Genomic DNA, 25589 nt, shown 5'->3' on the forward strand with positions numbered 1-25589 from the left:
GACCATTCGCAGCCTTACTCGGCTAAAGTCGCGGCATCTGAAACCAGACGTAAGTTGACTACCTTATCGACGATTATTTCATAGTCGAAGGCGCTCAAGTGCCCGTAGCTTCCCTTGCGAGCTGTTTGCCGTCCCACAAACTCAACTTCGTAGAGGCCTTCGTCGCTAGCCGAAGAGGTTAGAGCCTTTCCCGACAACCAGATGCGGTCGCCAGCAGTTTGATAGGAGCAGGAACCAGCGGGCGATGGACAAAAGCGGGAATTCTCGAATTCTCTTCTCCATAGGCCTTTCCACTGACGGGTTGGTGTCATCTCGAAGCATTCATCTGTGCTCGACGGCATCGCTTCGATACCACCATGTTTAATCTTGTTAAGGCATCCCTCGGTGATGCCCGGCATTCCTTCTCGAAACTCTTGAATAGCGTTATCCGAGAACCGCTGTGGTTGCTGTTCACACCCTTGTGTCACCAACAGTATCAAAGGAGCGAGGTTCATAAAGCGGCATTGCATGTTGCGACGATGGCCAGATCGACCCCGCTCTGCAACGTCTGACTTGAGCGATGCTGATCCAATATCAATCCGTCCGCACCCCAACTCTGTCCTCTGGGGCGCCACCTTGCCTGAAGTCGGTCTCAGTCGGCCAGCATGGCCGCGAGGGTGGGGGTCATATATTCCTGGCCGCCGGTTTCGGTGCGCAGGATCAGTCGGGCGGCGAGGTTGTGGCGGGTGGCGAGGGCCATGCCGCGATCGGCGCCCAGTACGGTGATCGCGGTCGCCCAGGCGTCGGCCAGCATGGCGGAGGCGTGGAGCACGGTGACGGCGGCGACGCGCTCCGCAATGGGGGCGCCGGTCGTGGGATCGATGCTGTGCGACAGGCGGCGATCACCCTCCATCCGGTAGCGGCGATAATCGCCCGAACTGGCCATGGAAAGGCCGCAGAGCGCGACCCGCAGCGCCGGGATGTCGAGACCCGGCGGCACTTCGGCATCGACCCACCAGGGCTGGATATCGGGCTTCACGCCCTCGCCCCGCAGTTCGCCGCCAATTTCCACCAGGAAGTTGGGGAGGCCGAGGCTGCGCAGACAGGCCGCGACCGCATCGACGGCATAGCCCTTGGCGATGCCGGAAAAATCGAGCGCGACGTCGGCGGTGCGCCGGGCGCGGTCGCCATTGAGTTCGATGCAGGTCCAGGGCGCGACCGAGGCGGTGGCGCTGCCGCCGGCGAGGGCCGGGCCGAAGCCCCAGCGCGCGACGATGCCGCCGATCGCCGGGTCGAAGGCGCCGTGCGACAGACGAGCCATGGACAGGCCCGCGCGCAGCACGCCCATCATCGCGGGCGGCAGGCGGGTCCATTGGCCGATCGGGCTGCGGTTGAAGCGGCTGATATCGGAGCCGGCTTCCCAATTGCTCATCTCGCCGATGACGGCGGCCAGCACGGCCTCAATATGGGCCTGGCAGTCGGCGGGCGGATCGACGATGCGGGCCGACCATGTGGTGCCCATGGTCGGTCCGCCCAAAGTGACGATAGCGCCCTGACGCTGGCGCCCGGCAAATTGCTCGGGCGACAGGTCGGGCGCTATCGCGATCCGGACGGGATTGCCGGCGGGCCGGGTCAGGGCGCCAGCACTTCCAGCGTGGTGATGTAGGAGGCGCGCTTCTGCGGCGGGCCGGCCGGCGGCGCGGGCGGTGCGCCCTGCGGCTTGCCGCCCTGCACGCCCGGACCACCGGGACCGCCGGGGCCGCCTTCGCGGCCGCCGCCGGTGCTGGCGTTCAGCCAGTACATGCCGGGGGCGCCCCATTTGACGGCCAGCTTGCCATCCTTGTCGGTGGCGAGGTCCATCTGGCCCAGCGCATCGCGATAGCGGATGCCGCCGGGAATGACGGTGACCTTGAGGTCGGCGGCGGGCTTGCCGTCGAGCAGGAACTGGAAGGTCGCGGTCTCGCCCGACACCAGGTCATTGGGATGGGTCACCGGGACCAGTTCGATGCCGGTGCCGGTCGGCTTGAAGATGGTGGTGGTCGGCGCGCCCAAGGTCACGAAGATCTCGTTGCGGTTGCTCGCCTCGGCGGTCTGGACATTGGTAGCGCCGGCGGGGATCGCCTGCGCCAGATTGGCCTTGGTCGTGCCGCGCGGCAGGCGCTCCTGCTTGCCGTTGAGGGTGTAGCTGCCCATCACCATGGTCGACACATTGGCGATGCGATAGGTGCCGGGCTTGGTCAGATGCACGTCAAAGGTCGAGCGATATTTGCCGGTGGCGGCATTTTCGATCTTGCCGGTGGTGCCATCCGGCTCGGTCACGGCGATGCCATCGGTGCGCATCGGGAAATGTTCGAAATAGAAGAGGTCGTTGGAGACCGCCGCGTCGACCGTCACCCAGCTGTCGGTGCCCGACAGGGTGGTGGAGGAGGGCAGCATCCACTGGCGGTGCGCCTGGGCCGCGCCGGAGAGCATCAGGGCGGCAAGCGCGCCCGCGATCAGATATTTGGCTTTCATGGTCTTTGTCCCCTGTTACTTGCCGAAGCTGACGCTGACGGCGCCGAGTTCGCTGCTGCCCTGCGCCTTGGCGGCGACGCCGGGCTTGGCCGGCCAGGTGAAGGGCAGGCGGAGCAGTTCGCGGCCGCCGACTTCACGGGCGGCTTCCACCACCAGCGTATATTTGCCCGGTCCGAGCGCGCCGAGCGGCCCCTTGCCGGCGGTGAAGGCGATCTTCTGGTCGCCCGGCGCGCGGGTCGCGCCCGATACGCCATCGGCCGGGAAGCTCATCGTGCGGCCGGACACACGCCACCACTGGCGGATGTCGCGCAGCCATTTTGTGCCTTCGCCCTTGGCCTTGTCGACATCATACCAGACCGCGAGCGTGCGGGGGGCGGCGCCCTCCTTCTCCAGCCAGATGGCGACATAGGGGCGATGATATTCGGCGACCGACAGGCGCGGGATATTGACCGTGACGGTCATGGTCTGCGCGGACACCGGCGCGGCCAGCGCGCCGGTGGCGCCGAGCGCGGCACCGCCGGACAGGATGAGCTTGGGACTGATCTGCATGGAAAGATGGACCCCCGTTAGTGGATGAAGAGGATGGCGAGCAGCGCGGGCAGCGCAAGCCCGATCGCGACCAGCGGCCAGGTGCTCGGCCGCTTGGCGGCGTGCAACTGGAGCAGCAGCAGGCCGGTCAGCGCGAACAGGAAGCAGGCGACGGCGAAGATATCGATGAACCATTTCCACACGGTGCCGGCATTGCGGCCCTTGTGCAGGTCGTTGAGATAGCTGACCCAGCCACGGCTGGTCGCTTCGCTGGTGACCTTGCCGTCATGCCGGTCGATCGACACCCAGCCATCGCCGCCGGGACGCGGCAGGGCGAGATAGACTTCGTCCGCCGACCATTCCGCCTCGCCCGCGCCGCTCTGGCCGATTTCCTTTTCGACCCATTGGGCGATCGGGGCGGGCAGGGGCTTCTTGGCATCGGGCGCGTCATCGGCCGCGACCAGCTTCAACAGCGGCGCGGGCAGTGTGGCGCTCTTCTCGACGGTCCGGGGCGAACCCTCGACATCGGCGGCGTGGTTGAGGGTGATGCCGGTGAAGGCGAAGAGCAGCAGGCCGATCAGGCTGATCGCCGAACTCACCCAATGCCAGGTATGCAGCTGCTTCAGCCAGAATGCCTTGGCGCTCTTCTTTTTCTTGGGCTGGGCGCGGGCGGGAGCGTGCATCGAGGGAAGGGCGAGTCCTGTAGGAAATGAGGTGGCCCGAATAACGCGAACGACTCGCAATTGCAAACCGCTCGCAACAGGAAAAATGTATCAAAATGTAAGCGGTCGGGAACCAAAGCGCCGCACGCGCGTCTCCGCCTGCCGCCTCCTGCTTGACCACCATACTTGACGGGTGCGGCACGCCCCCCTAGCGCAATCAGCTTGGACAGCGATGTCGCGGGGATGCGATGTCTGTTTATCGGCCCTTATCCAGGCCGTTGCTGGCCGTTGGGCCCGTCGTCCAGACGGGGCCGTGACAAGGGACGATTTATGCTGCTTTCGGTTGCCGCCACTGGAATGATGCTGATGGCGGGACAGGGGGAGGTCGTGGACAGCGGCGCTCCGGTGGTGCCGGCTGCGGCCGTGGCGCCTGCGCCGGCGGAAACGCCCCACACCGTCCCTGCCGACCCGGTCCAGCCCGCCCAGATGCCGGCACAGACGCCGTCACCCGACAGTCCCTATCCGCCGCCGGTCGTGCTGCCGACGCTGAGCCCGATCGCGGAGCAGCCCAAGGAAGAGGTGCCGGTCGATCCCAATGCGATCGTCGTGACCGGCGATACCGGGCTGCGCAAGCGCGATCCCTTCGCCGCGATCAACGAACAGTCTTTCGAAGCGGTCCAGGCGGTCGACAAGGCGCTGATCGAGCCGGTGGCCAAGGCCTATAACAAGGGCCTGCCGCGCCCGGTGCGCAAGGGGCTGCGCAACTTCTTCTCGAACCTGGGCGAGCCGGTCGTGTTCGCGGCCTATATGCTGCAGTTCAAGCCGGGCAAGGCGTTCGAGACGGCCGGCCGCTTCGCGATCAACACGACGCTGGGCTTTGTCGGCCTGTTCGACGTTGCCAAGCGCAAGCCGTTCAACCTGCCCTATCGCCCCAATGGCCTGGCCAACACGCTCGGCTTCTATGGCGTGGGGCCGGGGCCGTACATGTATCTGCCGCTGGTCGGCCCGACGACGCTGCGCGACATCATCGGCGACACGGTCGACAAGATGATCCTGCCCTTCGCGGTGGGCAAGCCCTTCACCCAGCCCACGGTCGTCATCCCGATGGCGGTGCTGGACCAGCTGGGCGAGCGCGCGGCGTTCGACGAGCGCATCCAGGCGATCCGTGCCGACGACAATCCCTATGGCAGCTATCGCGACCTCTATCTCAACCAGCGCAAGGCGGAGATCGAGGCGCTGCACGGTCGCTACACGCCGGGTGTGACGCCGGTCTATGGTCCGGGGCTGCGCGTGCCCGGCAAGGACAAGCCGGCAGCCGACGCGCCGGAGGCTGCGGCCCCGGTTGCTGCGGAGTCGGCACCGGCGCCTGCTGCTGCGCCGGCACCCGAACCGGCCCCCGCACCGGCGCCCAAGCCGTTGATGGTGCAGCCGCTGCCCGCCGACCCGCGCTGAGCGCATCGAAGGCACGGAAAAGAAAAAGGCGCCCGATCACTGGATCGGGCGCCTTTTTCATGGGCGGCTCAAACCCCTTCCCGCTGACGGGAAGGGGCGATGGCCTCAGCGGCCGAGCAGGCCGCGGGCCTGGCCGGCGATTTCCGCCAGCATTGCGACATTGGGCGATGCCGCAGCCTTGGCGCGCTGCACCAGGGCGCGGAACTGCTGAATGCGCGCACCGCGCTCGATCAGCCATTTCTCGACATGGTCGGACACATCCTTGCCCTTGCCCTGGGCCAGGAAGTCGAGCCGCACCTGCTGCATGTCGCGCGCGACGCCGGAGATGAGCAGGCGCTCCCACGGATCGGTCGGTTCCATGCGGGCGGCGGCCGACTGGACCCAGTCGATGCCGACAGCCTCGCCCAGATGGGTGAAGGCGCGGGTCAGCGCGATCTCGTCCATCTTCAGGCGACCGGCGAGCGCGGCGATGCCGACCGCGCCGTCCAGCTTGAACAGGCCGGCGGTGCGCACTGCCAGCATGTCCGGCGCGCCGAGCGAGAGCAGGCGATCGGTAACGGCAGTGACGCGACGCAGCGCTTCGCTGGTGAGCAGGTCGTCGACCTGGTTGGCGAGCGTTTCGACGCCCTTGGCCAGGATCGCATGGCCGGCGTCCGGCAGGGTGCCGGCCGGCACGCTGCGCAGGATGTCGGCGATCTGCGCGCGCATGCCGCTGGCGATGTCGCCGAACAGGGTGAGGCGGGCGGCTTCCGACATGTCGGCCGCGTCGATATCCGCCCACAGGGTGCGGATGTCGTAGAGCCGCTCGGCGATCAGGAAGGCGCTGGCGAGATCGGCGAGCGAGCAGCCCTCTTCTTCCGCCAGTTCGAAGGGATGGATGATGCCGAGGCGGTTGACGATGCGGTTCGCAACCTTGGTGGCGATGATCTCCTTCTTGAGCGCATGGGCCGCGATCGCGTCGGCTTCCTTCTCCTGCATCGCGGCAGGGAAGGCGGCGGCCAGTTCCGCGCCCATGCTGGGATCGGTGGCAAGGTCGCCATGTTCGATCGCGTCCTGCAGCGCCAGCTTGGCGGTGGAGAGCAGCACGGCGAGTTCGGGGCGGGTGAGGCCCTGGCCATCCTGACCACGCCGCAGCAGCTGGTCATTGGCGGCCAGCCCCTCGACCTGGCGGTCTAGACGGCCGGTTTCCTCGAACGTCTCGATCAGCCGGACATAGGAGGCAAGGTCCGCCGCGCCGCCGCTTTCGGCGATCGACAGGCCGAGCGCCTGAAGACGGTTATCCTCCAGGACGATCGCGCCGACCGCATCGGTCATGCTTTCCAGCAGGGCATTGCGCTTGTCGAAGGGCAGGCGGCCTTCCGCCATTTCCTTGTTCAGCGCGATCTTGATGTTGACCTCATTATCCGAGCAGTCGACGCCGGCACTATTGTCGATGAAGTCGGTGTTGATCCGCCCGCCATGCAGCGAGAAGGCGATGCGCCCGGCCTGCGTGGTGCCAAGGTTCGCGCCTTCGCCCACCACCTTGACGCGCAGCTGTTCGGCATTGACGCGCAGCCGGTCATTGGCCGGGTCGCCGACATCGCCATGGCTCTGCGCGGCGGCCTTCACATAGGTGCCGATGCCGCCGAACCACAGCAGGTCGTTGGGGCTCTTGAGGATGGCGGAGATGAGCGCGGTCGGCTCCATCTCGCTTTCGGTCACGCCCAGGATTTCCTGCACCTGCGGGGTGAGCGGGATCTTCTTGAGGCTGCGGGCGAACACGCCGCCGCCCTCGGAGATCAGGCCCTTGTCATAATCCTCCCAGCTGGAGCGGGGCAGGGCGAACATGCGGTTGCGCTCTTCCCAGCTCTTGGCCGGATCGGGATTGGGGTCGAGGAAGATGTGGCGATGGTCGAAGGCGGCGACCAGCTTGATCGCCTTGCTGAGCAGCATGCCGTTGCCGAACACGTCGCCCGACATGTCGCCGCAGCCCACGACCTTGACCGGCTCGCTCTGCACGTCGACGCCCATTTCGGCGAAGTGCCGCTGGACGCTGATCCAGGCGCCCTTGGCGGTGATGCCCATCGCCTTGTGGTCATAGCCGTTGGAGCCGCCGCTGGCGAAGGCGTCGCCCAGCCAGAAGTCCCGTTCCAGCGCGATCGCATTGGCGACGTCGCTGAAGGTCGCGGTGCCCTTGTCGGCGGCGACCACGAAATAGGGATCGTCGCCATCGCGCACCACTACCTGAGCGGGGTGCTTCACCTTGTTCTTCACGATATTGTCGGTGATCGACAACAGGGTGCGGATGAAGATGCGATAGCTTTCGGTGCCTTCGGCGAACCAGGCGTCGCGATCGACCTGCGGATTGGGCAGTTGCTTGGGGTAGAAGCCGCCCTTCGCGCCGGTCGGCACGATGACAGCGTTCTTGACACGTTGCGCCTTCATCAGGCCCAGGATTTCGGTGCGGAAATCGTCGCGACGGTCGGACCAGCGCAGGCCGCCACGGGCGACCGGGCCGGCGCGCAGATGGATGCCCTCGACGCGCGGGCTGTACACCCAGATTTCCCGCCAGGGCAGTGGCGCCGGCAGGCCGGGGACGAGCGCGCTGTCGATCTTGAACGCCAGCGCCTCGGCCGCGGCCGGGGCATAGAAGTTGGTGCGCAGCGTCGCGGTGATGACGGCGCGGATCAGGCGCAGCACGCGATCCTCGTCGATCGAGCTGACCTGTTCCAGGCCCGCGTCGATCTCCGCCTGGATGGCGGTCGCCTTGTCGCTGCCGTCCTGCGCGGCGGGATCGTGCAGCGCTTCGAACAGCGCGACGAGGTTGCGGGCGACGCCCTGTTCACGGCGCAGCGTGTCGGCGAAGGTCGCCATGCCAAAGGCGGTGCCGGTCTGGCGCAGATAGCGGAACAGCGCGCGGAACAGCACCACCGCGCGCGGCGCGAAGCCGGCGGTGACGATCAGTTCGTTGAACCTGTCATTTTCGGCGACGCCTTCGATCACCTGAGCGATCGCCTCGGTCACCACTTCGGCGCGGTCGACCACCGCCTGGGCATCGCCGCCGGCCGGCAGTTCCAGCACGAAGCGCTGGACATGGCCGAGCGCGCCGCCGTCGATCGGCGTGGTCATCTCGTCGATCACGCGGAAACCGAAATTCTCGAAGGCGGGGACGACTTCGGACAGGGCGATCGCGTCATGGCTGTAGAGCTTGAGGCGCAGCCGTTCGGCACTGTCTTCCGGATTGCGATAGATGCGGATCGACTTGTCGCCCGGACCCGACAGGCCGTGGATCAGGCGGATGTCGACCGCCGCCTCGACCGGGCCGGCGCCGTTGCGATAGGCCATCGGGAAGCCGGGGGCGAAGCGCTGGGCCAGCGCCGCGGCGCGGCCGGCTTCCTCGCTTTCGGCCAGCGCTTCCTCGACGGCGGGCAGCCAGCCGCGCACCATCTGCTTGAGCTGACGATCGAGCGCGGCGTCATCGGGCACGACACCGCCGTCGCGCAGGTCGAGGGTGATGCGCAGCAACGCCAGGCCACCTTCCTCCAGCGCGATCGACCAGCTCAATACCGGGCCATTCGCTGCCTTGGCCAGCATGTCCTGGATCGCGACGCGGCGCGCAGTCGACAGTTCGTCGCGCGGCAGCCAGACAAAGGCGTAGAGGTGACGGGCGAGCGCGCTGGTGGCCAGCACCAGCTTGGGGCGCGGCCGGTCGGTCAGCGACATGAAGGTGAGCGCCAGATGCTCCAGCGTGTCGCGCTCGAAGCCGATCAATATGTCATGCGGCAGGGTGGTGAGCGCATGGGCCAACGTCTTGCCGGCATGGCCGGCCGGATCGAAACCATATTTGTCCATCAGCGCCGACAGGGCCGAGCGCAGCAGCGGCACCTTTTCCGGCGAGGCGGCAAGCGCCGCGCTGGTCCACATGCCGGCGTGGATCGACAGGCCGGTGACGCTCTTGCCCTCGCGCACCGGCAGGATGATGAGGTCCAGCAACACGCCGCGATGCACGCGCGAGAGGATGTTGGACTTGATGATGAGCGGGCTGCGCTTGCCTTCCTCGAACCAGGTGAAGGCGGCTTCGCGCGAGGCTGGCGCGATCATCGGCTTATCACGCAGCGCGCAGATGCCCAGCCGCTCTTCCGAGGTGCCGACGCGGCTGCACAGTTCATGGCCGATCTGGGTGAAATGGCCCGCGAGGAACCAGCGCAGCAGCGCCGCGCCTTCATCGTCGGTGACGGCATTGGCGTCGGCCGACATGGCTTCCTGCATGCGCGGCCAGTCGCGCACGGCAACGCGAACGTCGGCCAGCGTGTCTTCCAGCGCCTTTTCGAGCGCGCGACGCGCCTTTGCGTCGGCCCGGTCGGCCTCGATATAGATCATCGATTCCCGCAACGCGCCCGGCGCATCATCGTCCAGGATCGCGGACAGGGTGCCATCGGCGCCGCGCGATATCGACAGGACGGGGTGGAGCAGCCGGTGGATGCTGATGTCGGCCGCCGCGAGCGTGGTGGCGATCGAATCGACCAGGAAGGGCATGTCGTCGTTGATCAGCGCGATCCGCATGAAGCGGCCGGTGGCGCCTTCGCCGAGCGTCTCGATCGCGATACCGGGCCGGCCGGCCTTGCGCGCATTGGCTGTGCGACCGAGGAAGGCCGCGGCGGCGGCGATGGCCGCCTGATCAAATCCCTCGCTCTCGCCGGGCAGGGCGCCCTTTGCCAGGACGCCTTCCAGCGCCGCGCGAACAGTTGAATCGACTTCCTTGATATTGGGATCAGCCAGCGCCGTCATTCGCCTACCTCTTAGCCGCGGGGAAATGTCCCGCCGTTGCCGAAACGGAGGAGGCGCTGGAACACCGCCAGACGACTCCTTGTCCTAGGGGCATCTATATGCCCCTCTCACCGGATCGTCTCAAGTATTGGTCGAAATAAAATTTCGCGCGCGTGAAATATTATGATGCAGCGCAGCATGGTCGGGCCGCCCGTTACTGGCGGATATCGATGTCCGGAAGGCTTGGCCCGAAGAGCAGGCATGCCCCTATGCACTTGGAAAGCCGCGATGTCACCCCAGGATGGCGCGTTTGCGGCACGGCTGGGGGTGAGGGCGGCGCCGAGACAAAATCTCAGTCGGCGGCGGCCAGGATCACGCGCTGGCCCAGGTCCGATCCTTCCGGCAGGGCGCCGACGATCGCCAGCGTGCCATCCGCCTCGCGCCGGGCGACGACGACGGCCAGGCCATCATTGTCGGTGGCGACGGCCAGCGGATCGAGCGCGGTGGCGTATTTCATCGTGTCGCGGGCAGTCTGGCGCTTGTCGGGGCGGGCCGGCATGTCCGCGCGGCGGGCGGCGCGCTCGTCGCGGACCAGGGCTTTGAGGCCACCATCATAACCGGCCAGATAGGCGGCGAAGCTGCCGACCGACAGGCTGGCGGTCGCGGCATGATCCAGCGCGGTCGCATATTCGGTGATGCGCGTCTTGTCGTAGGTGGCGCCGAAGACCAGCTTGATGACGGCGGTCATCGGGCTGCGCGCCTGCGCCTTGATGCCATAATCTTCGAGCAGTTCGGCATATTCCTCGGCCGATCGGCGGGTCACCAGCGCGAAATCATAAGCAAGGCCGATCGCGCGATAGAGGGCGGCATGGCTGCGCGCCTCGCTGGTGCGGGCCTTTTCCGCGCCTTCGCGGGCGAGCGCCAGCCAGTCGGCGAGCGGCGCATCCTCGGTCGGCATCTCCATGCCGGCCAGGTCCAGCACGTCATCATCCTCGTCCGCGCCCGGACCATCGGCCCAGATCGGCGCATCGCTGCGCGCCGGGGGATTGTGCAGCAAATTGGTGTCGACCTCGCGCTCGATCGCGACCGACAAAGCGTGGCTGGCCATTTCCTTCCAGTTGATCACGCCAAACACGAAGTCGATCGAATCGCCCTGCGCGGAAAAGGGCATCAGGATGCCGCGATAGAGAATCTCGCGGCCGCGCTGGTTGATGAACTCCGCCTCGAATCCGATCGGCGCGGCATTGGCGATGATCTGGAGATAATGATCGGTCAGGCGCGACAGCAGCGAACGGGCCGGAACATCGGCGATATGGCCGATCGGCCCCTCGATCTCGCATTCCTGACGCAAGGCCGAGCCGAGATAGACGATCGCGGGATTCTCGATGCCGGCGGTGAAATCGAGCAGCACGCTATAGGGGCCGAAATCGTCCATCTGATCGGGCGAGAGATCCTCGATCAGGGGCAGGGCGCGATCGCCCAGCAGCGACGCCCAATAATTATAGGCGCGCACCTGCATGCGCCGTTCCTCATATCCCACGGCGAGCGGACGGTCGATCGCGGCATCACCGGGATATTCGAAATCGTCCTGGTCGTTGGCGACGTCATGCCCCCGCAGAATGTCCATCCGGTCGGTCCTTGGAACAGAGAATAAGCGACTTTGCGCAAGGCTGTGCCACGGGGATGGTAAACATGCCGTAAATTCGCGTGCAGAAGCGGATGGATGGCGCGCAATATCGGTCGATAGTGCTGCGACGGCGGGGGCGGGGGCAAGAAAGTGCATTTGGGCGCTTGTCCAATCGCCCGACCGCTGTTATCTGCCCGCGCCAGTGCCGCTTTAGCTCAGTTGGTAGAGCATCGCATTCGTAATGCGAGGGTCACGTGTTCGAGTCACGTAAGCGGCACCATTCCCCAGAAAATCGTTGGAAAACAACCGTCTGATGGATCGTCGCGTCCAGACTGTAGCACACGACTGTCGCACAACAGGGTTCTGGAAACGGGGTTAAGTTCCTCGTATCAAACAAAAATACAGCCTCGAAACTGTAGCACAGCGGTGTCGCACAGAAGACCGTCTGGCTTATGGCGGAGAGGCGCGGTTTATCAGTATCGTGTGCGGGTGCCGGGCGATCTCGTCACACTGTTCGGGAAGACGCATTTCAGTCGGTCACTGAAGACGGCAGCGCGCGCAGAAGCCTTGCGGGCAGCGAGGAAGATGGCATTCGAGATTGAGCTTGAGTTCGATCGTGCCCGTATCAGCAAAGGCCAGCCTGTTGATTTCCACTGAGAAGTGACCCGGGTAGGGCGTAAATTTCCACTAAGAATTGACCCATGTTGAACTCGTCCCTGGCTTTGGCAAGCGAGGGTATATGGAGTGTTGGACATGGCGTTATTGAGCGTTATCCGGCGCTGGCATTTTCGCGATCATCTACCGATCCGGGAGATAGCGCGGCGCACCGGACTATCACGCAACACGATCCGCAAATATTTGCGGTCCGAGACGATCGATCCGCGATTCAAGGTGCCTGATCGACCAAGCAAACTGGATCCATTTGCTGAGCATCTGGCGGCCTGGCTGCGGCGCGAGATGGGCCGATCGCGCAAGCAGAAGCGCACGATCAAGCAGTTTCACGCCGATCTGGTGAGCCTGGGTTATGAAGGATCCTACAACCGGGTTGCCGCTTTTGCTCGGGACTGGCGCGAAGATTATCGGCGCCAGCAACAGATTGGCGGGCGTGGGACATTCGTGCCCCTGTCGTTCGCGCCGGGGGAAGCTTTCCAGTTTGATTGGAGTGAGGACTGGGCAATCATTGCCGGGGTTCGGACCAAGCTGCAGGTCGCGCACTTCAAGCTCAGTTACAGCCGGGCATTCATCGTGCGCGCCTACCTTCTGCAAACCCATGAGATGCTGTTCGACGCCCATAATCACGCCTTCCGCGTGCTGGGCGGCGTGCCGCGCCGGGGTATCTATGACAATATGCGCACGGCCGTCGACAAGGTCGGGCGTGGCAAGGAACGCACCGTCAACGCACGCTTTCTGACGATGGTCAGCCACTATCTGTTCGAAGCCGAGTTCTGTAACCCGGCTGCGGGATGGGAAAAGGGGCAGGTCGAGAAGAATGTCCAGGATGCGCGGCACCGTCTGTGGCAACCCACGCCGCAGGCCGAGAGCCTTGATGCGCTGAACCTGTGGCTGGAGGAGCGCTGCAAGGCGTTATGGGAGGACATCTCTCACGGGATCGAACCCGGGTCGGTTGCCAATGCCTGGGCCGATGAATCTGAGTGTCTGATGGTTGCGGGCAGGCCCTTCGATGGTTTTGTGGAATATCGCAAACGGGTATCGCCGACCTGCCTCATCCACTTTGAGCGCAATCGCTACAGCGTACCGGCCTCTTTCGCCAATCGCACTGTCAGCCTGCGCGTCTATCCTGATCGCTTCCAGGTCGTCGCCGAGGGGCAGCCAATCTGCGCACATCAGCGCATCATCAACCGCTCTCACGACGGTCCAGGTCATACGGTTTATGACTGGCGCCATTATCTGGCGGTCGTGCAGCGCAAACCCGGCGCCCTGCGCAACGGAGCGCCCTTCCTTGAGCTACCCGATGCGTTCCAGCGTCTGCAGCGACATCTGTTGCGCAATCCCGGCGGCGACAGGGAAATGGTCGAAATACTGGCGCTGGTTCTTCATCATGATGAGCAACTGGTGCTGACGGCGGTCACCATGGCGCTGGAGGCTGGCGTTCCGACCAAGACCCATATCCTCAATCTGCTCTATAGGCTGGTCGACGGAAAACCGATCTCCACGCCGCCGGTGACGGCGCCCCAGGCGCTCAAACTGGTCAGCGAGCCGATGGCCAATGTCGAACGCTATGATGATCTGCGCAAGGAGAAGCGTCATGCGTCATGACCCTGCCAGCGGCGCCATCGTCGTCATGCTCCGCAGCCTCAAGATGCATGGCATGGCGCAGGCCGTCACCGATCTCATGGAACAGGGATCTCCAGCCTTCGAAGCCGCCATCCCGATCCTCTCCCAGTTGCTCAAAGCCGAGACAGCAGAACGGGAGGTTCGGTCTGTGGCCTATCAGCTCAAGATCGCGCGCTTCCCTGTCTATCGCGATCTGGCCGGCTTCGACTTTACCAGTAGCGAGGTCAATGAAGCTCTAGTGCGTCAGTTGCATCGCTGCGACTTCATCGACATCGCCGACAATATCGTGCTGGTCGGCGGTCCTGGCACCGGCAAGAGCCATGTGGCAACGGCGCTGGGCATCCAGGCCATCGAACATCATCGAAAGCGCGTCCGCTTCTTCTCGACGGTCGAACTGGTCAATGCGCTCGAGCAGGAAAAAGCACAGGGCAAGGCCGGTCAGATCGCCAATCGCCTCCTGCACTCCGATCTCGTTATCCTGGATGAGCTTGGATATCTGCCGTTCAGTGCTTCAGGTGGCGCGCTGCTCTTCCATCTACTGAGCAAACTCTACGAGCGCACCAGCGTCATCATCACCACAAACCTGAGCTTCAGCGAATGGGCCACCGTGTTCGGCGACGCCAAAATGACCACGGCGCTTCTCGATCGGCTTACCCATCACTGCCACATCCTGGAGACCGGCAACGATAGCTTCCGCTTCAAAAACAGCTCTGCCAAGCAGGCCAGAACCCAAAGGAGAAAACCACGGGTTGACCCACCCATGACACCCGAAACATAATCCGCAGACGGGTCACTTCTCGATGGAAAACCCGGGTCACTTCTCAGTGGAAATCAACAGCTTCGGTAAGCGCAGGCATTGACGACGACCGCTCTGCCGGAGGCGACGAGGTGGCCGTAATTCGTCCGGTCGTAATAGCGGGAGACGAAAGACCAGTCCGAGCCTGAGGGATCATCGACACGGCCAGTGTAGGCGCTCACGGATGCATCATCTGGAAACTCTGTTGGCGTTAGGGTGGGACTGTAGCCAGCATTCGCGCCAAGAATGATAACCGGCGCGGTCAGCACATCGCCGATATAGGGGCTGACGGGATGATCGAGATTGAAACTATGAGGGCCAGTATCGAGCACCTCCCGGTCGAGCCGATGCGCCCACTGCCACTTCTCATCGGCTTGTTGTTGGCCGCGCCAGAAGGTGACGATATCTTCGATCTGCATGAAAGCTCCCCAAGCGTTGCGGGACAGGTGAATGATTAGCCTGCAACATGATGCCGGATAGAATGAAGTGCAGATAGCCCCTCATCACCGCAACCGAAGCCGGTCGATCTGATCGACCTCAGCCTTCCGTAGCCGATAGCCCGGCATCGATAGCGGCCGAAACGGGTGGAGCGACGCCGTCGTCACGTCCCACCACTCCCGCCAGTCATGACCAACGCCAATATATTGGACGCGAGCACGGATCGACAAAACCTCACCGATATGCCGCTCGACCTGCCCGCGATCGTCCATCTCGCGGATCACCAGATCGCCCACCCTCAGATCGTGCAAATCATGTCCCATACGCCCTCCCGTCAACGACATAGAATTATCATCGGTCAGGAGAAATATCGAAGTTTTTGAAGTGGTTGCTTGATCGTCGACTTCATGAGAATCTGCGTCACATGGGTAACCACCAACTGGTCAGACGATGATCCAATATTCCCGTCGCAACCGGGTGGGTTTTGGATTTTCAGACGGTCGACGATGGCAGGTCTAAAACCCAAATGAGACGATGGAGGCCATATGGGCAGGAAGTTTGGGTATGCACGGATTTCTTCGGATCAGGGACAAGACCTCGCCAGCCAGCGCGTGATGCTGGAGGAGTTGGGCGCGATGGTTGTGTTCAGCGATATCGGCAGCGGATCGACCCTCGTTGGCCGCGATGGGCTCGACAGCCTCCTGAAGCTCCTTGAACCCGGCGACGAGGTCATTTCACTTCATCCAGACAGAATTGGGCGCGACACCGCCGATCTCCTCATCGTCGGCAAGCGCATCGTCGAGCGCAAGGCGGTGCTGCGCATCCATGATCCTCAGATCGTGTTCGACGGATCGGACTTCATGGGAGAGGTCTTGCTGACGCTGTTCGGCATGGTCGGCTCGATCGAGAAACACTTCATCAAAGCCCGCCAGCGCCGGGGTATCGAAGCCGCCAAGGCAAAGGGCATCTATAAAGGTCGGCCGCCCTCGATCGACCCGGTCCGGGTTCGCGAACTTCATCAACAAGGCATGGGGCCGACCGCCATCGCCAAGAACCTCAAGATCGCACGCGCCTCAGTCTACCGCGCTCTCGCCGCCTGACCTTCAACAACCACGATCCCAACCATCATCGACATGGGATCATCCAGCCCATCATCAGGCATCGGGCGGCCGCCGCTATCATGTCCATGCTTCCGACTATGATCACCGGCAGCGTGACGACCATCATCTGACCGATCGTTGCAGTGGCGATGAACGAGATGATGCTGGTCGACGCTGGTGTCGGGATGATGGAGCCGGATCGTGTTCGGGTCACATGTTCGATGACCGTAAGCGCACCATCCCTCGCGATTTGTCTCATGCGCACTCGCTGCGCTTCTGTCATGGGGAGAGTATTTTATCATACTCGGTCTTCACGCGGCCGTTCGACTGGTCAGATATGCCGGCGTCAATCTCCTGTTCTGCAAGCGGAAGCGACGGGCGGGCGTGCGGTGCGTTCGATCAGGATGTCATTGCGTTGCGGTCTGCCGCTTCGCCGACGGTCAGGTGAAAGGCGAACGGCCTTTTCGGGGCGCCGGATCCCTGTAAACGTCTTGGCAATAATCCTGCCCCAAAGTGGGGCATGTGCTTTCAGGTTTACTATGGGGCTTGGCTATGATGCGGTCGGCGCCTAGCCTTGATGTCATGCGCATCCTCTCGACCCTGCTGCTGGTGTCCGCAGCCATCACCGCATCGGCCTTTGCCCAGAGCGCGCCGGCCCCTTTCACGCTCGCTGAAAATGGGCGGCGCTTTGCCTCGCTCGCCGATGCGATCGGCGCGATCGGCGATGGCAAGGGCACGGTCATCGTCGCGCCGGGCACCTATCGCCAGTGTGCGGCGCAGAATGGCGGCGAGGTGACGATCAAGGCGGCGACGCCCGGCAGTGCGATCTTCGACGGCGCGATCTGCGAGGAAAAGGCGGCCCTTGTGCTGCGCGGCCGCGCCACCATGGTCGACGGCCTGATCTTCCAGAATCTGCGCGTGCCCGACGGCAATGGCTCGGGCATCCGCCTGGAAAAGGGCAATCTGTCCGTCAGCAACAGCCTGTTCCGCAACAGCGAGGAAGGCATTCTGACCGGCGAGGATCGCGGCGCCACGGTCATGATCGACAAGTCGACCTTCCGTCACCTGGGCCGTTGCGATCGCGATCTCGATTGCGCCCATGGCATCTATATCGGCCGGGTCGCGCGCCTTAGCGTCACCCGTTCGCGCTTCGACCAGGGCGATGGCGGCCATTATCTCAAGAGCCGCGCCGCGCAGGTCGATATCCGCGACAACAGCTTTGACGACAGCGGCGGCCATCTCACCAATTACATGATCGACCTCAGCAACGGGGCCAGCGGTCAGATCGTCGGCAACGACATGGTGCAGGGCAAGGACAAGGATAATTGGTCCGCCTTCATCACCATTGCGCCGGAAGGCCGCGAGCAGGACAGCAGCGCCCTGGTGATCGAGGGGAACAAGGCCGGCTTCGTTCCGGGACTTGCGCGCGGCTCGACCTTCGTCGCCAATTTTACCGACGATGTCGTCCGTATCGGCCAGAACCAGCTTGCCCCCAGCATGAAGGTCAAGGACCGGCGCTGACTTTGCCGCGCCGATCTGATAGGGAAGGGCGATGCGCACCACCTATGACAGCGCGACCGTCCGCCTCTATCATCTGGGCGACGACGGCGCGGCGATGACGATCATGTACGGTCCCCTGAGCGAAGCGCTGCGCGTCGCCGAGCAACAGCCGCAGGAAGTGCAGGACGGCCTGTTCCTTGCCACAGACAATGATGTCGTCGCCTATCTCGACCTGATCGAAAGCTGAGCCGCCGCGCATTTCGGACGAGAAAATAGGAAAAAGGCCGGTCCGTCAGGGTGACGGACCGGCCTTCGCTGGCCTGAAAACCAGAAGGGGGGACTGGTTCAGGCGGGCATTTTTCAGGCTGCCTCGGCTGCTTCCTCGGCGGTGGGCAGACGGATCAGATAGTCGAAGGCCGACAGGGCTGCGGTTGACCCCGCACCCATGGCGATCACGATCTGCTTATAGGGCACGGTTGTGCAGTCGCCGGCAGCGAAGATGCCGGGCTGGCTGGTTTCGCCGCGCGCATCGATCTCGATCTCGCCACGGGGCGAGAGCGCGATCGTGTCCTTGAGCCATTCGGTGTTGGGCACCAGGCCGATCTGGACGAAAATGCCTTCCAGCTCGACATCATGCTCGGTGCCGCTGTTGCGATCCTTGTAGCTGAGGCCGCTCACCCGCTCGCCATTGCCGTTCACCTTGGTGGTCAGCGCCGAGGTGATGATCTTGACGTTGGGCAGGCTGGCGAGCTTGCGCTGCAGCACCGCGTCGGCGCGGAGCTGGCTGTCGAACTCGATCAGCGTGACATGGGCGACGATGCCGGCCAGGTCGATCGCGGCTTCCACGCCGCTATTGCCGCCGCCGATCACCGCCACGCGCTTGCCCTTGAACAGCGGACCATCGCAGTGCGGGCAGTAAGCCACGCCCTTGTTGCGATATTCGTCTTCACCGGGCACGCCCATCTGGCGCCAGCGGGCGCCGGTCGACAGGATGATGGTGCGGCCCTTCAGCGACGCGCCATTTTCCAGCACGACCTCATGATAGCCGCCTTCGGTCTTGGCCGGGATCAGCTTCGCCGCCTTCTGCAGGTTCATGATCTCGACGTCATAATCCTTGACGTGCGCTTCCAGCGCCGAGGCAAGCTTGGGCCCTTCGGTACGGCTGACCGAGATGAAATTCTCGATATCCATGGTGTCGAGCACCTGGCCGCCGAAGCGTTCCGCCGCCACACCTGTCCGAATGCCCTTGCGTGCCGAATAGATGGCCGCCGCCGCGCCGGCGGGGCCGCCGCCGACCACCAGCACCTCGAACGGATCCTGCTTGCGGATCTTCTCCGCAGCCTTCGCCTCGGCACCGCTGTCGATCTTGGCGACGATCTGCTCCAGCTCCATCCGGCCCTGGCCGAAGGGTTCGCCGTTGAGGAAGATGGTCGGCACGGCCATGACCTTGCGGGCGTCGACCTCATCCTTGAACAGGCCGCCGTCGATCGCGACATGGCTGATCCGGGGGTTCAAGACGCTCATCAGGTTCAGCGCCTGCACCACGTCGGGGCAGTTCTGGCACGACAGCGAGAAATAGGTTTCGAAGGCGAAATCGCCGTCCAGATCCTTGACCTGCTGGATGACGTCCTGCGCGGCCTTGGACGGATGACCTCCGACCTGCAGCAGGGCGAGCACCAGCGAGGTGAATTCATGGCCCATCGGCAGGCCGGCGAAGGTGACGCCGATATCGGTGCCGACGCGGCGGATCATGAAGCTGGGCTTGCGCTTGTCATTGCCGGTGGCGAGGCTGACCTTGTCCGAAAGCTCGGCGATTTCGGTCAGCAATTCGTTCATTTCGCGCGATTTGGCGCCTTCATCCAGCGAAGCCACCAGCTCGATCGGCTGGGTGATGTTCGCCAGATAGGCCTTCAACTGCCCCTTGAGATTTGCGTCCAACATGTCTGTCTGGCTCCGTGGAAAAAATGGCGGGCCGTCCCGATCGGGAGGACGCGACGGCCCGTCCGGGGAATTGGTGCGACCCAAAAGCCCCGTTGAAATAGAGATAAGTCTGTAGAAAGCTTTTTGAAGGTCCGCCGGGTTCCCTCAATCTGGGCGAACCCGGCGGCCTGTCAGCACCTAATGGTGCTTAGATCTTGCCGACGAGGTCGAGCGAGGGGGCGAGGGTTTCCGCGCCTTCTTCCCACTTGGCGGGGCAGACTTCGCCCGGATGGCTGGTCCAATACTGCAGCGCCTTGATCTTGCGCAGCAGCTCGGCCGCGTTGCGACCCACGCCCTCGGGGGTGATTTCGACCAGCTGGATCACGCCTTCCGGATCGAGCACGAAGGTGCCGCGATCGGCCAGGCCGACGCCTTCGCGCAGCACGCCGAACTGGTTCGAGATGTCGTGGTTCTGGTCACCCAGCATGTAATAGTTGATCTTGCCGATGGCCGGCGAGGTGTCGTGCCAGGCCTTGTGGCAGAAATGGGTGTCGGTGGACACCGAGTAAACTTCCACGCCCATGCCCTGCAGGGTGGGGTAGATGTCGGCCAGGTCTTCCAGCTCGGTCGGGCAGACGAAGGTGAAGTCGGCCGGGTAGAAGAAGAAGACGGCCCACTTGCCCTTGACGTCGGCATCCGTGACGTCGACGAACTTGCCTTCCTTGAAAGCGGTTGCCTTGAAAGGCTGCAGGGGGGTGTTGATGAGAGCCATGGGCTATCCAGTTCCTTGATTAGGGTTGCTGTTGCGAAGCCTGTTTAGGGAAGCGGATGATTCGGGGGAAATTGGTTTTCTCGGACATGTTGATAGATAAAAGCGATCACACGCTATCCGATTAATCGAACGGCTCATTGATCCCGGAGGGCATGACCCATGGCTCGTTCGACCAGCTGCTGCGCCTCTGCCGCGCTGAAACTGGTGGGGTCCAGGCAATATTCCAGCCACAGCCCGTCGACCAGAGCCGTCAGGCCGATGGCCTTGAGCCGTACCTGCGCGGGGGAGAAGGCCGGCGCGGCGGCGGCGACCAGCCCCTCCAGCTGCGCGCGCGAGGCGGCATAGATGTCGGCATGGGCGGCCGCGACATCAGTGTTTGAATTGATCAGGCTCCAGAAGGCGATCCAGGTGGCGAGCAGGTCGGCGTCCAGCACGGGCTCGCGGAAATTGGCCTGGAGAAAGGCGCGCAGCCGGTCCAGCGGATCATCGCCCGCGCCTATGATCGCATCGTCCATCGCCTGGGACACGCGCTGCCCGACATCGCGATAGGTGGCCAGGATCAGCGCATCGACACCCTCGAAATAATGGGTCAGCAGCCCGGACGACACGCCCGCGGCGGCGCAGATGGCACGGACAGAGGTGCCTGCCACGCCCTTTTCCGCCAGACATTTTGCCGTTGCGTCGATCAGTGCCTGCCGCCGGACATCGGCGGACTCCCGTACGAATTTCGCTCTCACTTGCCCCCCGGCATGGGGCGACCCGGCGCCCCGAACATGCTATTTTGTTGCCGCTCATTGTGCGGAAATGACGGGCGCTGGCAAGCGCCGTTCGACCCGATTGCGGATCGATCCGGCTGGTTCGCCCGTTTCCCCCGCATATTGTCGTCATGACAGCAAGGAGACCATGGATGATCCGACAGCCCGCCACCACGTCCGCCCTTCGCCTGATCCTGCCCGGTTTGGGCGCGCTATTGCTGCTGGGCGGATGCGCCAAGGGCGTGGACAATGAAGCGGTGGCGAACAATGCGAGCGTGCCGGCCCATGCCGAAGCGATCGAAGATACGGACTCTGTCGCGGCCCCGGACAATGTAGGCGCGGCGCTGCCCACCGACGAATGGGTCGGGCGCTGGACCGGGCCGGAAGGGCTGTTTCTCGACATCCAGCCCGCGCCCGATGGCAAGCCGGGCCATTATGCGCTGGCCAACAAGGATAATCTCGACCGGGAGGCGACCTATAGCGGCTTGGCCGATGGCGCGACGATCCGCTTCGTGCGCGATGGCCGCGATCTCGCCATCCGACCGGGCACGGGGGCGGAGACGGGCTTCAAATATCTTGCCGACAAGCAGGACTGCTTGATCGTGAAGCCGGGCGAGGAAGGCTATTGCCGATAAAGCGGGATCGGCAAGGGGCATGCTGACGCGACAGCGCCGAATTTCACAGTGTCGTTCGGCATTTGGGGCCGTTTTCACCGGATATGCGCCTGCCACGCGCCCATGACGCGACCGTCGCGCGTCAATTGGGTCAGGACAGCCTCGCACCGACGCGCCGGTCGGGTCATGACGACGCGACAGGGAAGCGACACATGGGGCACCGCCTGTGGCGGGCTGCGGTCGGGGCGAGGGAAGGGGGCAGTGCTGGTGCATCGCCCAGGGTAGATCAGAGATTGGGCGAGTAGGACAGGGCTTCGCTACGCTTGCCTCACGCTGTCGGGTTTTGACGGCTGACGACCAGAAGCTGACGTTTCCAGTTCCTCCCCAAGCTTGCTTGGGGAGGTGGCAGCGCGAAGCGCTGACGGAGGGGCTGGAGCCTCTTAGCGCTGCGCTATTGGGCCTGTGCCCCTCCACCACTCGCTACGCGAGCGGTCCCCCTCCCCGTGCCGGGGAGGAATGTCTTGTTACCACCCAACTTGGCATCCACGCCTCCGCAGGGGTGACCGTGCCAGAGACGTTCAGTTTCTGCTCCGTCTCTGGGCCTTGCTGGGGGGGGGGCAGCGGAATCAGGCGCTGGTCGTTGCGTGGCCGAGCTGGCGGGCGAGGGTGACGAATTCTTCGACGCTGACGGTTTCGGCGCGGCGTTGCGGGTCGATGCCGATCGCTTCCAGTGCATCGAGCGCGCCGGGGACGGACTTGAGGCTCTGGCGCAGCATCTTGCGGCGCTGGCCGAAGGCGGCGGCGGTCAGGCGTTCCAGGATCTTGAGCTGCACGCCTTCGGGCGCCGGCTTGGGGGTGATGTGGACCACGGCCGACATCACCTTGGGCGGCGGGGTGAAGGCGCTGCGATGCACCTTCATCGCGATGCGCGCGTCGCTGCGCCACTGGGCGAGAACGGCGAGGCGGCCATAATGGTCGGTGCCCGGCTTCGCGACGATGCGTTCGGCCACTTCCATCTGGAACATGAGCGTCAGGCTGGACCACCAGGGGAGCGGCGCCCATAGCGCCGACAGCCAGCCGACCAGCAGGGCGGTGCCGACATTATAGGGCAGGTTGGCGATGATATGGGCGCCATCGCCGGCCTCGGCACGGGCGTCCACCTCCATCGCATCGCCGGAAATGACGCGCAACTGGCCGGGGAAGGCCAGCTCCAGTTCGGCGAGCGCCGGCAGGCAGCGCCGGTCGCGCTCGACCGCGACCAGCCGTCCGCCGGCGCGCAGGATCGCGCGGGTCAGGCCGCCGGGGCCGGGGCCGACCTCAAACGCGGGCTGATCCTGGATGCTGCCGGGAATGGCGGCGATCCGGTCGAGCAATTGTTCGTCGAGCAGGAAATTCTGGCCGAGCGCCTTGCTGGCCTGAAGCCCATGGGCGGCGATCACGTCGCGCAGCGGCGGCAGAGTGGGGCGGGCGTCAGCCGGCATAGGCAATCCGTGCGCGGGCGGCTTCGGCCGCCATCTTGAGGGCGGCGATCATCGCGCCGGGATTGGCGCTGTCGGTGCCGGCAATGCCGAAGGCGGTGCCATGATCGGGCGAGGTGCGCACGATCGGCAGGCCCAGGGTGATGTTGACGCCATCGTCGAAGTTCAGCGTCTTGATCGGGATCAGCGCCTGGTCATGATACATGCAGAGCGCCGCGTCATAGGCTTCGCGGGCGCGGGCATGGAACATGCCGTCGGCCGCCAGCGGGCCGACAATGTCGATCCCTTCCGCGCGCAGCGCTTCGATCGCCGGGCGGATCACCTCAATCTCCTCGCGGCCGAGTGCGCCATTCTCCCCGGCATGCGGGTTGAGGCCGGCGACGGCGAGACGGGGACGGGCGATGCCGAAATTGCGCTGCAACCCCTTCACCGTGGTGAGGGCGCGGGCGCGGATCAGATCGATGGTCAGCGCCGAAGGTACATCGGCCAGCGCGATATGGATGGTGATCGGCACCACCTTGAGCGACGGGCCGGCGAGCATCATGACCGCGTTCTGGGCCGAGACGCCGCAGCGTTCGGCGACGAATTCGGTCTGGCCCGGATGGGTGAAGCCGACGCCGTACAGTTGTTCCTTGCCGACCGGCGCGGTGACGATGCCGGCAGCCGATCCGGTGCGGGCAAGGCCGACCGCGACCTCCAGTGCCTGGAAAGCGGTGCGGGCGCCATCGATGCTGGGCGTGCCGGGCACGATCTCGCCCGCTTCGGCCACCTGCATGCAGGGCAGGGCGCGCTCGAACACCTGCGCGGCTTCCTCGGGCGATCCGACGATCTCGACCGGGCCGAGCCACACCGCGCGCAGCGATGCGGCATCGCCGACGGCGAAGAAGGTGGGCAGGCCACGCGCTTCGCGCATGACCCACGCCTTGGCGACGATTTCCGGTCCGATGCCTGCCGGGTCGCCGAGCGAGACGGCGAAGGGCGGCAGGCTGACCGGATCAGTTATATTCGATAACGGCATCGCGGCGAAGATCGCGCAGATAGATGCGGGCGCGCTTGTTGACGCGTTCCTCTTCCAGCTGGGCCTGGATCTGTTCGGGATTGGGGGCGTTGGCCGACTGCGGCTCGTCGCGGCCGCAGACGATCAGAACGCGGACGCCATCGTTGATCGAGCCGAAGGGCGGGGTGGATTCGCCGACCTGCAGATTGACCAGAATGTCCTGCAACTGGGGCGGCAGGTCGCGCAGCTTCACATTGTCATTGTCGACCACGTCGGCGCCGATGCGGGCGCCGATCTCGTTCGCCTGGCCGCAGCCCTTGATCTCCTTGACCGCGGCGGCGAAGGTCGCGGCCTTCTGGCTGGCGGCTTCCTTGCTGGTGCCGGCCGGGAAGAGGACCGACAGCTGCTTGAGGCTGAGCAGCGAATCGCGCGGATCGGCGGTCAGCACCTTGCGCTTGTCCATCACATAGATGATCGACATGCCGCCCACCGTCTCGATCGGGCCGGCGAGCTGGCCGACCTGCAATTCGGTGGCAGCCTGCGCCAGTTCGGTCGGCAGCTGGCTGGGGCGGACCCAGCCGAGATCGCCGCCGACGACAGCGGTGGAGGCTTCGGAGAACTGGCGGGCGTAAGCGGCGAAGCTGCCGCCCTGCTTGATCTGTTCGATGATGTTGCGTGCGTTGGCCGTGATCTGGTCACGGTTTTCCGGCGTCGAGGACAGGTAGATCTCGCTGATCCGCACTTCGTCGCTGCCCTTGGCGGCGTTGAGGCGATCGACCACCGACTTCACTTCGTCTTCGGAAACGTTGACGAAGGGCTGGATGTTGCGGCGGAGCAGGCGGCTCCAGGCCAGTTCGCCCTCGATCTGTCGCTTGATGCTGCTGGCCGAGCTGCCCTGTTCGCGCAGATACTGGTCGAACTGGGGGGGCGACTTGCGGAAATTGGCCGCGACGCGCTCATAGCTCTGGTTCACTTCGGCCGGATCGATCTTAATGTCGTTGGCCGCCGCTTCCTGGATCTGCAGCGTTTCGTCGATCAGGTTGCGCAGAACCTGGACGCGCAGCCGCTCCTTCTCCTCGGCCGACACCTTACCGCCATTGGCGGTGATGATCAGGGCCAGGCGCTGATCGACATCGGTGCCGGTGATGATGCGGCCGTTCACGATCGCCGTCGCCTTGCGGACATTGGGATCATTCTTGCCGAAGATGGTGACGTCCTTGGGCAGGTTCAGGCCCTGATCGGCGTCATCGTCCACGGCCTGGGCCGACACGGTCTGTGCCGCCATGCCCAGAAGGGCGGTGGACAGAAGCAGGGTGCGCAGGCCCGAGCGAACGGATTTGGGCGAGAAAACGACAGAAAGCATCGTCGGCAAAAATCTCCAATACGGTCGGGAGCCAATGCCCCGTTCCGCCTTAA

24 protein-coding genes and 1 tRNA gene are annotated in these 25589 nt (G+C 64.4%); 9 read left to right on the top strand and 16 right to left on the bottom strand.

What is annotated here, in order from left to right:
- Positions 1-14 precede the first annotated feature (14 nt).
- The 5 genes from HH800_RS00600 to HH800_RS00620 all read right to left on the bottom strand — a co-directional run bounded on the left by HH800_RS00600 (position 15) and on the right by HH800_RS00620 (position 3704).
- Positions 15-494, bottom strand: a complete 480-nt coding sequence (locus HH800_RS00600; protein WP_169859837.1) for a hypothetical protein — start codon at positions 492-494, stop codon at positions 15-17.
- Between the two features lie 137 nt (positions 495-631).
- Positions 632-1501, bottom strand: a complete 870-nt coding sequence (locus HH800_RS00605; RefSeq protein ID WP_169859839.1) for an FAD:protein FMN transferase — start codon at positions 1499-1501, stop codon at positions 632-634.
- Between the two features lie 110 nt (positions 1502-1611).
- Positions 1612-2493: a DUF4198 domain-containing protein gene (locus HH800_RS00610; protein WP_169859841.1), complete on the bottom strand. Its 882-nt coding sequence runs from the start codon at positions 2491-2493 to the stop codon at positions 1612-1614.
- A 15-nt stretch (positions 2494-2508) separates the two neighbouring features.
- Entirely contained in the window at positions 2509-3042 is a 534-nt protein-coding gene (locus HH800_RS00615; RefSeq protein WP_169859843.1) for a DUF2271 domain-containing protein, read from the bottom strand.
- A gap of 17 nt (positions 3043-3059) precedes the next feature.
- Positions 3060-3704: a PepSY-associated TM helix domain-containing protein gene (locus HH800_RS00620; RefSeq protein ID WP_169859845.1), complete on the bottom strand. Its 645-nt coding sequence runs from the start codon at positions 3702-3704 to the stop codon at positions 3060-3062.
- Between the two features lie 309 nt (positions 3705-4013).
- Between HH800_RS00620 and HH800_RS00625 the strand changes: the two genes are divergently transcribed.
- The gene (locus HH800_RS00625; protein WP_169859847.1) at positions 4014-5135 is read left to right on the top strand and encodes a VacJ family lipoprotein; all 1122 of its coding nucleotides are present in this window, start codon (positions 4014-4016) and stop codon (positions 5133-5135) included.
- 105 nt (positions 5136-5240) lie between these two features.
- Here HH800_RS00625 and HH800_RS00630 read toward each other — a convergent pair whose 3' ends face one another.
- Together HH800_RS00630 and HH800_RS00635 are read right to left on the bottom strand one after the other, a co-directional pair.
- Positions 5241-9902, bottom strand: a complete 4662-nt coding sequence (locus HH800_RS00630) for an NAD-glutamate dehydrogenase (protein WP_169859848.1) — start codon at positions 9900-9902, stop codon at positions 5241-5243.
- A gap of 331 nt (positions 9903-10233) precedes the next feature.
- Entirely contained in the window at positions 10234-11508 is a 1275-nt protein-coding gene (locus HH800_RS00635) for a hypothetical protein (protein WP_169859850.1), read from the bottom strand.
- 204 nt (positions 11509-11712) lie between these two features.
- Between HH800_RS00635 and HH800_RS00640 the strand changes: the two genes are divergently transcribed.
- The 4 genes from HH800_RS00640 (at position 11713) to istB (ending at position 14581) form a co-directional block, all read left to right on the top strand.
- Positions 11713-11788 (top strand) — tRNA-Thr (locus HH800_RS00640).
- A gap of 146 nt (positions 11789-11934) precedes the next feature.
- Entirely contained in the window at positions 11935-12165 is a 231-nt protein-coding gene (locus HH800_RS29555; protein ID WP_419248218.1) for a DUF6538 domain-containing protein, read from the top strand.
- A gap of 96 nt (positions 12166-12261) precedes the next feature.
- Positions 12262-13785 carry an IS21 family transposase gene (gene istA / locus HH800_RS00645; RefSeq protein WP_086485527.1) on the top strand — a complete coding sequence of 508 codons (1524 nt, stop codon included), beginning with the start codon at positions 12262-12264 and terminating at the stop codon, positions 13783-13785.
- Positions 13775-14581, top strand: coding sequence for an IS21-like element helper ATPase IstB (gene istB, locus HH800_RS00650; RefSeq protein WP_069338825.1), 807 nt, complete (start codon positions 13775-13777; stop codon positions 14579-14581). Before istA ends, istB begins: the two co-directional genes overlap by 11 nt.
- 53 nt (positions 14582-14634) lie before the next feature.
- On the opposite strand, the gene HH800_RS00655 is transcribed toward istB, so the two are convergent.
- Both HH800_RS00655 and HH800_RS00660 read right to left on the bottom strand, forming a co-directional pair.
- Positions 14635-15018 (bottom strand): hypothetical protein, encoded by a 384-nt coding sequence (locus tag HH800_RS00655; RefSeq protein WP_169859852.1) that lies wholly within the window; start codon positions 15016-15018, stop codon positions 14635-14637.
- Between the two features lie 84 nt (positions 15019-15102).
- A complete protein-coding gene (locus tag HH800_RS00660) occupies positions 15103-15348 on the bottom strand; it encodes a hypothetical protein (RefSeq protein WP_169859854.1) in 246 nt (81 codons plus the stop codon).
- Positions 15349-15582: 234 nt separating this feature from the next.
- On the opposite strand from HH800_RS00660, the gene HH800_RS00665 reads away from it, so the two are divergent.
- Positions 15583-16137, top strand: coding sequence for a recombinase family protein (locus HH800_RS00665; protein WP_169859856.1), 555 nt, complete (start codon positions 15583-15585; stop codon positions 16135-16137).
- A gap of 25 nt (positions 16138-16162) precedes the next feature.
- On the opposite strand, the gene HH800_RS00670 is transcribed toward HH800_RS00665, so the two are convergent.
- A complete protein-coding gene (locus tag HH800_RS00670) occupies positions 16163-16420 on the bottom strand; it encodes a hypothetical protein (protein ID WP_169859858.1) in 258 nt (85 codons plus the stop codon).
- 299 nt (positions 16421-16719) lie between these two features.
- Here HH800_RS00670 and HH800_RS00675 point away from each other — a divergent pair, with 299 nt between their 5' ends.
- Both HH800_RS00675 and HH800_RS00680 read left to right on the top strand, forming a co-directional pair.
- Positions 16720-17658, top strand: coding sequence for a right-handed parallel beta-helix repeat-containing protein (locus tag HH800_RS00675; protein ID WP_169859860.1), 939 nt, complete (start codon positions 16720-16722; stop codon positions 17656-17658).
- 31 nt (positions 17659-17689) lie between these two features.
- On the top strand, positions 17690-17884 hold the full coding sequence (locus tag HH800_RS00680; protein ID WP_007713310.1) for a hypothetical protein: 195 nt from the start codon (positions 17690-17692) through the stop codon (positions 17882-17884).
- Between the two features lie 113 nt (positions 17885-17997).
- On the opposite strand, the gene ahpF is transcribed toward HH800_RS00680, so the two are convergent.
- The 3 genes from ahpF to betI form a co-directional block, all read right to left on the bottom strand.
- Positions 17998-19578 (bottom strand): alkyl hydroperoxide reductase subunit F, encoded by a 1581-nt coding sequence (ahpF, locus tag HH800_RS00685; RefSeq protein ID WP_169859861.1) that lies wholly within the window; start codon positions 19576-19578, stop codon positions 17998-18000.
- A 187-nt stretch (positions 19579-19765) separates the two neighbouring features.
- Positions 19766-20329: an alkyl hydroperoxide reductase subunit C gene (gene ahpC, locus HH800_RS00690; protein ID WP_004210655.1), complete on the bottom strand. Its 564-nt coding sequence runs from the start codon at positions 20327-20329 to the stop codon at positions 19766-19768.
- Between the two features lie 134 nt (positions 20330-20463).
- Complete coding sequence (betI, locus tag HH800_RS00695; RefSeq protein WP_169859863.1) at positions 20464-21066, bottom strand: transcriptional regulator BetI; 603 nt, start codon at positions 21064-21066, stop codon at positions 20464-20466.
- Between the two features lie 170 nt (positions 21067-21236).
- On the opposite strand from betI, the gene HH800_RS00700 reads away from it, so the two are divergent.
- Entirely contained in the window at positions 21237-21719 is a 483-nt protein-coding gene (locus HH800_RS00700) for a hypothetical protein (RefSeq protein WP_048938282.1), read from the top strand.
- Between the two features lie 605 nt (positions 21720-22324).
- On the opposite strand, the gene rsmA is transcribed toward HH800_RS00700, so the two are convergent.
- From rsmA to HH800_RS00715, 3 genes are read right to left on the bottom strand one after another with little or no spacing between them, the layout of a single operon-like run.
- On the bottom strand, positions 22325-23179 hold the full coding sequence (gene rsmA, locus HH800_RS00705; protein WP_169859864.1) for a 16S rRNA (adenine(1518)-N(6)/adenine(1519)-N(6))-dimethyltransferase RsmA: 855 nt from the start codon (positions 23177-23179) through the stop codon (positions 22325-22327).
- Positions 23169-24194, bottom strand: a complete 1026-nt coding sequence (pdxA, locus tag HH800_RS00710; protein WP_099231855.1) for a 4-hydroxythreonine-4-phosphate dehydrogenase PdxA — start codon at positions 24192-24194, stop codon at positions 23169-23171. The genes rsmA and pdxA overlap by 11 nt, the downstream gene beginning before the upstream one ends.
- Complete coding sequence (locus tag HH800_RS00715; protein ID WP_169859866.1) at positions 24172-25536, bottom strand: peptidylprolyl isomerase; 1365 nt, start codon at positions 25534-25536, stop codon at positions 24172-24174. Before HH800_RS00715 ends, pdxA begins: the two co-directional genes overlap by 23 nt.
- Between the last annotated feature and the right edge of the window lie 53 nt (positions 25537-25589).

Origin of the sequence: Sphingobium yanoikuyae, from assembly GCF_013001025.1 — a bacterium.
GTDB classification, from domain to species: domain Bacteria; phylum Pseudomonadota; class Alphaproteobacteria; order Sphingomonadales; family Sphingomonadaceae; genus Sphingobium; species Sphingobium yanoikuyae_A.

What these genes read in the sequence shown, in the direction of transcription:
- HH800_RS00600 (WP_169859837.1), bottom strand. Translation starts at nt 494, where the DNA reads ATGAACCTCGCTCCTTTGATACTGTTGGTGACACAAGGGTGTGAACAG.
- HH800_RS00605 (WP_169859839.1), bottom strand. Translation starts at nt 1,501, where the DNA reads ATGGGCACCACATGGTCGGCCCGCATCGTCGATCCGCCCGCCGACTGC.
- HH800_RS00610 (WP_169859841.1), bottom strand. Translation starts at nt 2,493, where the DNA reads ATGAAAGCCAAATATCTGATCGCGGGCGCGCTTGCCGCCCTGATGCTC.
- HH800_RS00615 (WP_169859843.1), bottom strand. Translation starts at nt 3,042, where the DNA reads ATGCAGATCAGTCCCAAGCTCATCCTGTCCGGCGGTGCCGCGCTCGGC.
- HH800_RS00620 (WP_169859845.1), bottom strand. Translation starts at nt 3,704, where the DNA reads ATGCACGCTCCCGCCCGCGCCCAGCCCAAGAAAAAGAAGAGCGCCAAG.
- HH800_RS00625 (WP_169859847.1), top strand. Translation starts at nt 4,014, where the DNA reads ATGCTGCTTTCGGTTGCCGCCACTGGAATGATGCTGATGGCGGGACAG.
- HH800_RS00630 (WP_169859848.1), bottom strand. Translation starts at nt 9,902, where the DNA reads ATGACGGCGCTGGCTGATCCCAATATCAAGGAAGTCGATTCAACTGTT.
- HH800_RS00635 (WP_169859850.1), bottom strand. Translation starts at nt 11,508, where the DNA reads ATGGACATTCTGCGGGGGCATGACGTCGCCAACGACCAGGACGATTTC.
- istA (WP_086485527.1), top strand. Translation starts at nt 12,262, where the DNA reads ATGGCGTTATTGAGCGTTATCCGGCGCTGGCATTTTCGCGATCATCTA.
- istB (WP_069338825.1), top strand. Translation starts at nt 13,775, where the DNA reads ATGCGTCATGACCCTGCCAGCGGCGCCATCGTCGTCATGCTCCGCAGC.
- HH800_RS00655 (WP_169859852.1), bottom strand. Translation starts at nt 15,018, where the DNA reads ATGCAGATCGAAGATATCGTCACCTTCTGGCGCGGCCAACAACAAGCC.
- HH800_RS00665 (WP_169859856.1), top strand. Translation starts at nt 15,583, where the DNA reads ATGGGCAGGAAGTTTGGGTATGCACGGATTTCTTCGGATCAGGGACAA.
- HH800_RS00670 (WP_169859858.1), bottom strand. Translation starts at nt 16,420, where the DNA reads ATGACAGAAGCGCAGCGAGTGCGCATGAGACAAATCGCGAGGGATGGT.
- HH800_RS00675 (WP_169859860.1), top strand. Translation starts at nt 16,720, where the DNA reads ATGCGCATCCTCTCGACCCTGCTGCTGGTGTCCGCAGCCATCACCGCA.
- HH800_RS00680 (WP_007713310.1), top strand. Translation starts at nt 17,690, where the DNA reads ATGCGCACCACCTATGACAGCGCGACCGTCCGCCTCTATCATCTGGGC.
- ahpF (WP_169859861.1), bottom strand. Translation starts at nt 19,578, where the DNA reads ATGTTGGACGCAAATCTCAAGGGGCAGTTGAAGGCCTATCTGGCGAAC.
- ahpC (WP_004210655.1), bottom strand. Translation starts at nt 20,329, where the DNA reads ATGGCTCTCATCAACACCCCCCTGCAGCCTTTCAAGGCAACCGCTTTC.
- HH800_RS00700 (WP_048938282.1), top strand. Translation starts at nt 21,237, where the DNA reads ATGATCCGACAGCCCGCCACCACGTCCGCCCTTCGCCTGATCCTGCCC.
- rsmA (WP_169859864.1), bottom strand. Translation starts at nt 23,179, where the DNA reads ATGCCGGCTGACGCCCGCCCCACTCTGCCGCCGCTGCGCGACGTGATC.
- pdxA (WP_099231855.1), bottom strand. Translation starts at nt 24,194, where the DNA reads ATGCCGTTATCGAATATAACTGATCCGGTCAGCCTGCCGCCCTTCGCC.
- HH800_RS00715 (WP_169859866.1), bottom strand. Translation starts at nt 25,536, where the DNA reads ATGCTTTCTGTCGTTTTCTCGCCCAAATCCGTTCGCTCGGGCCTGCGC.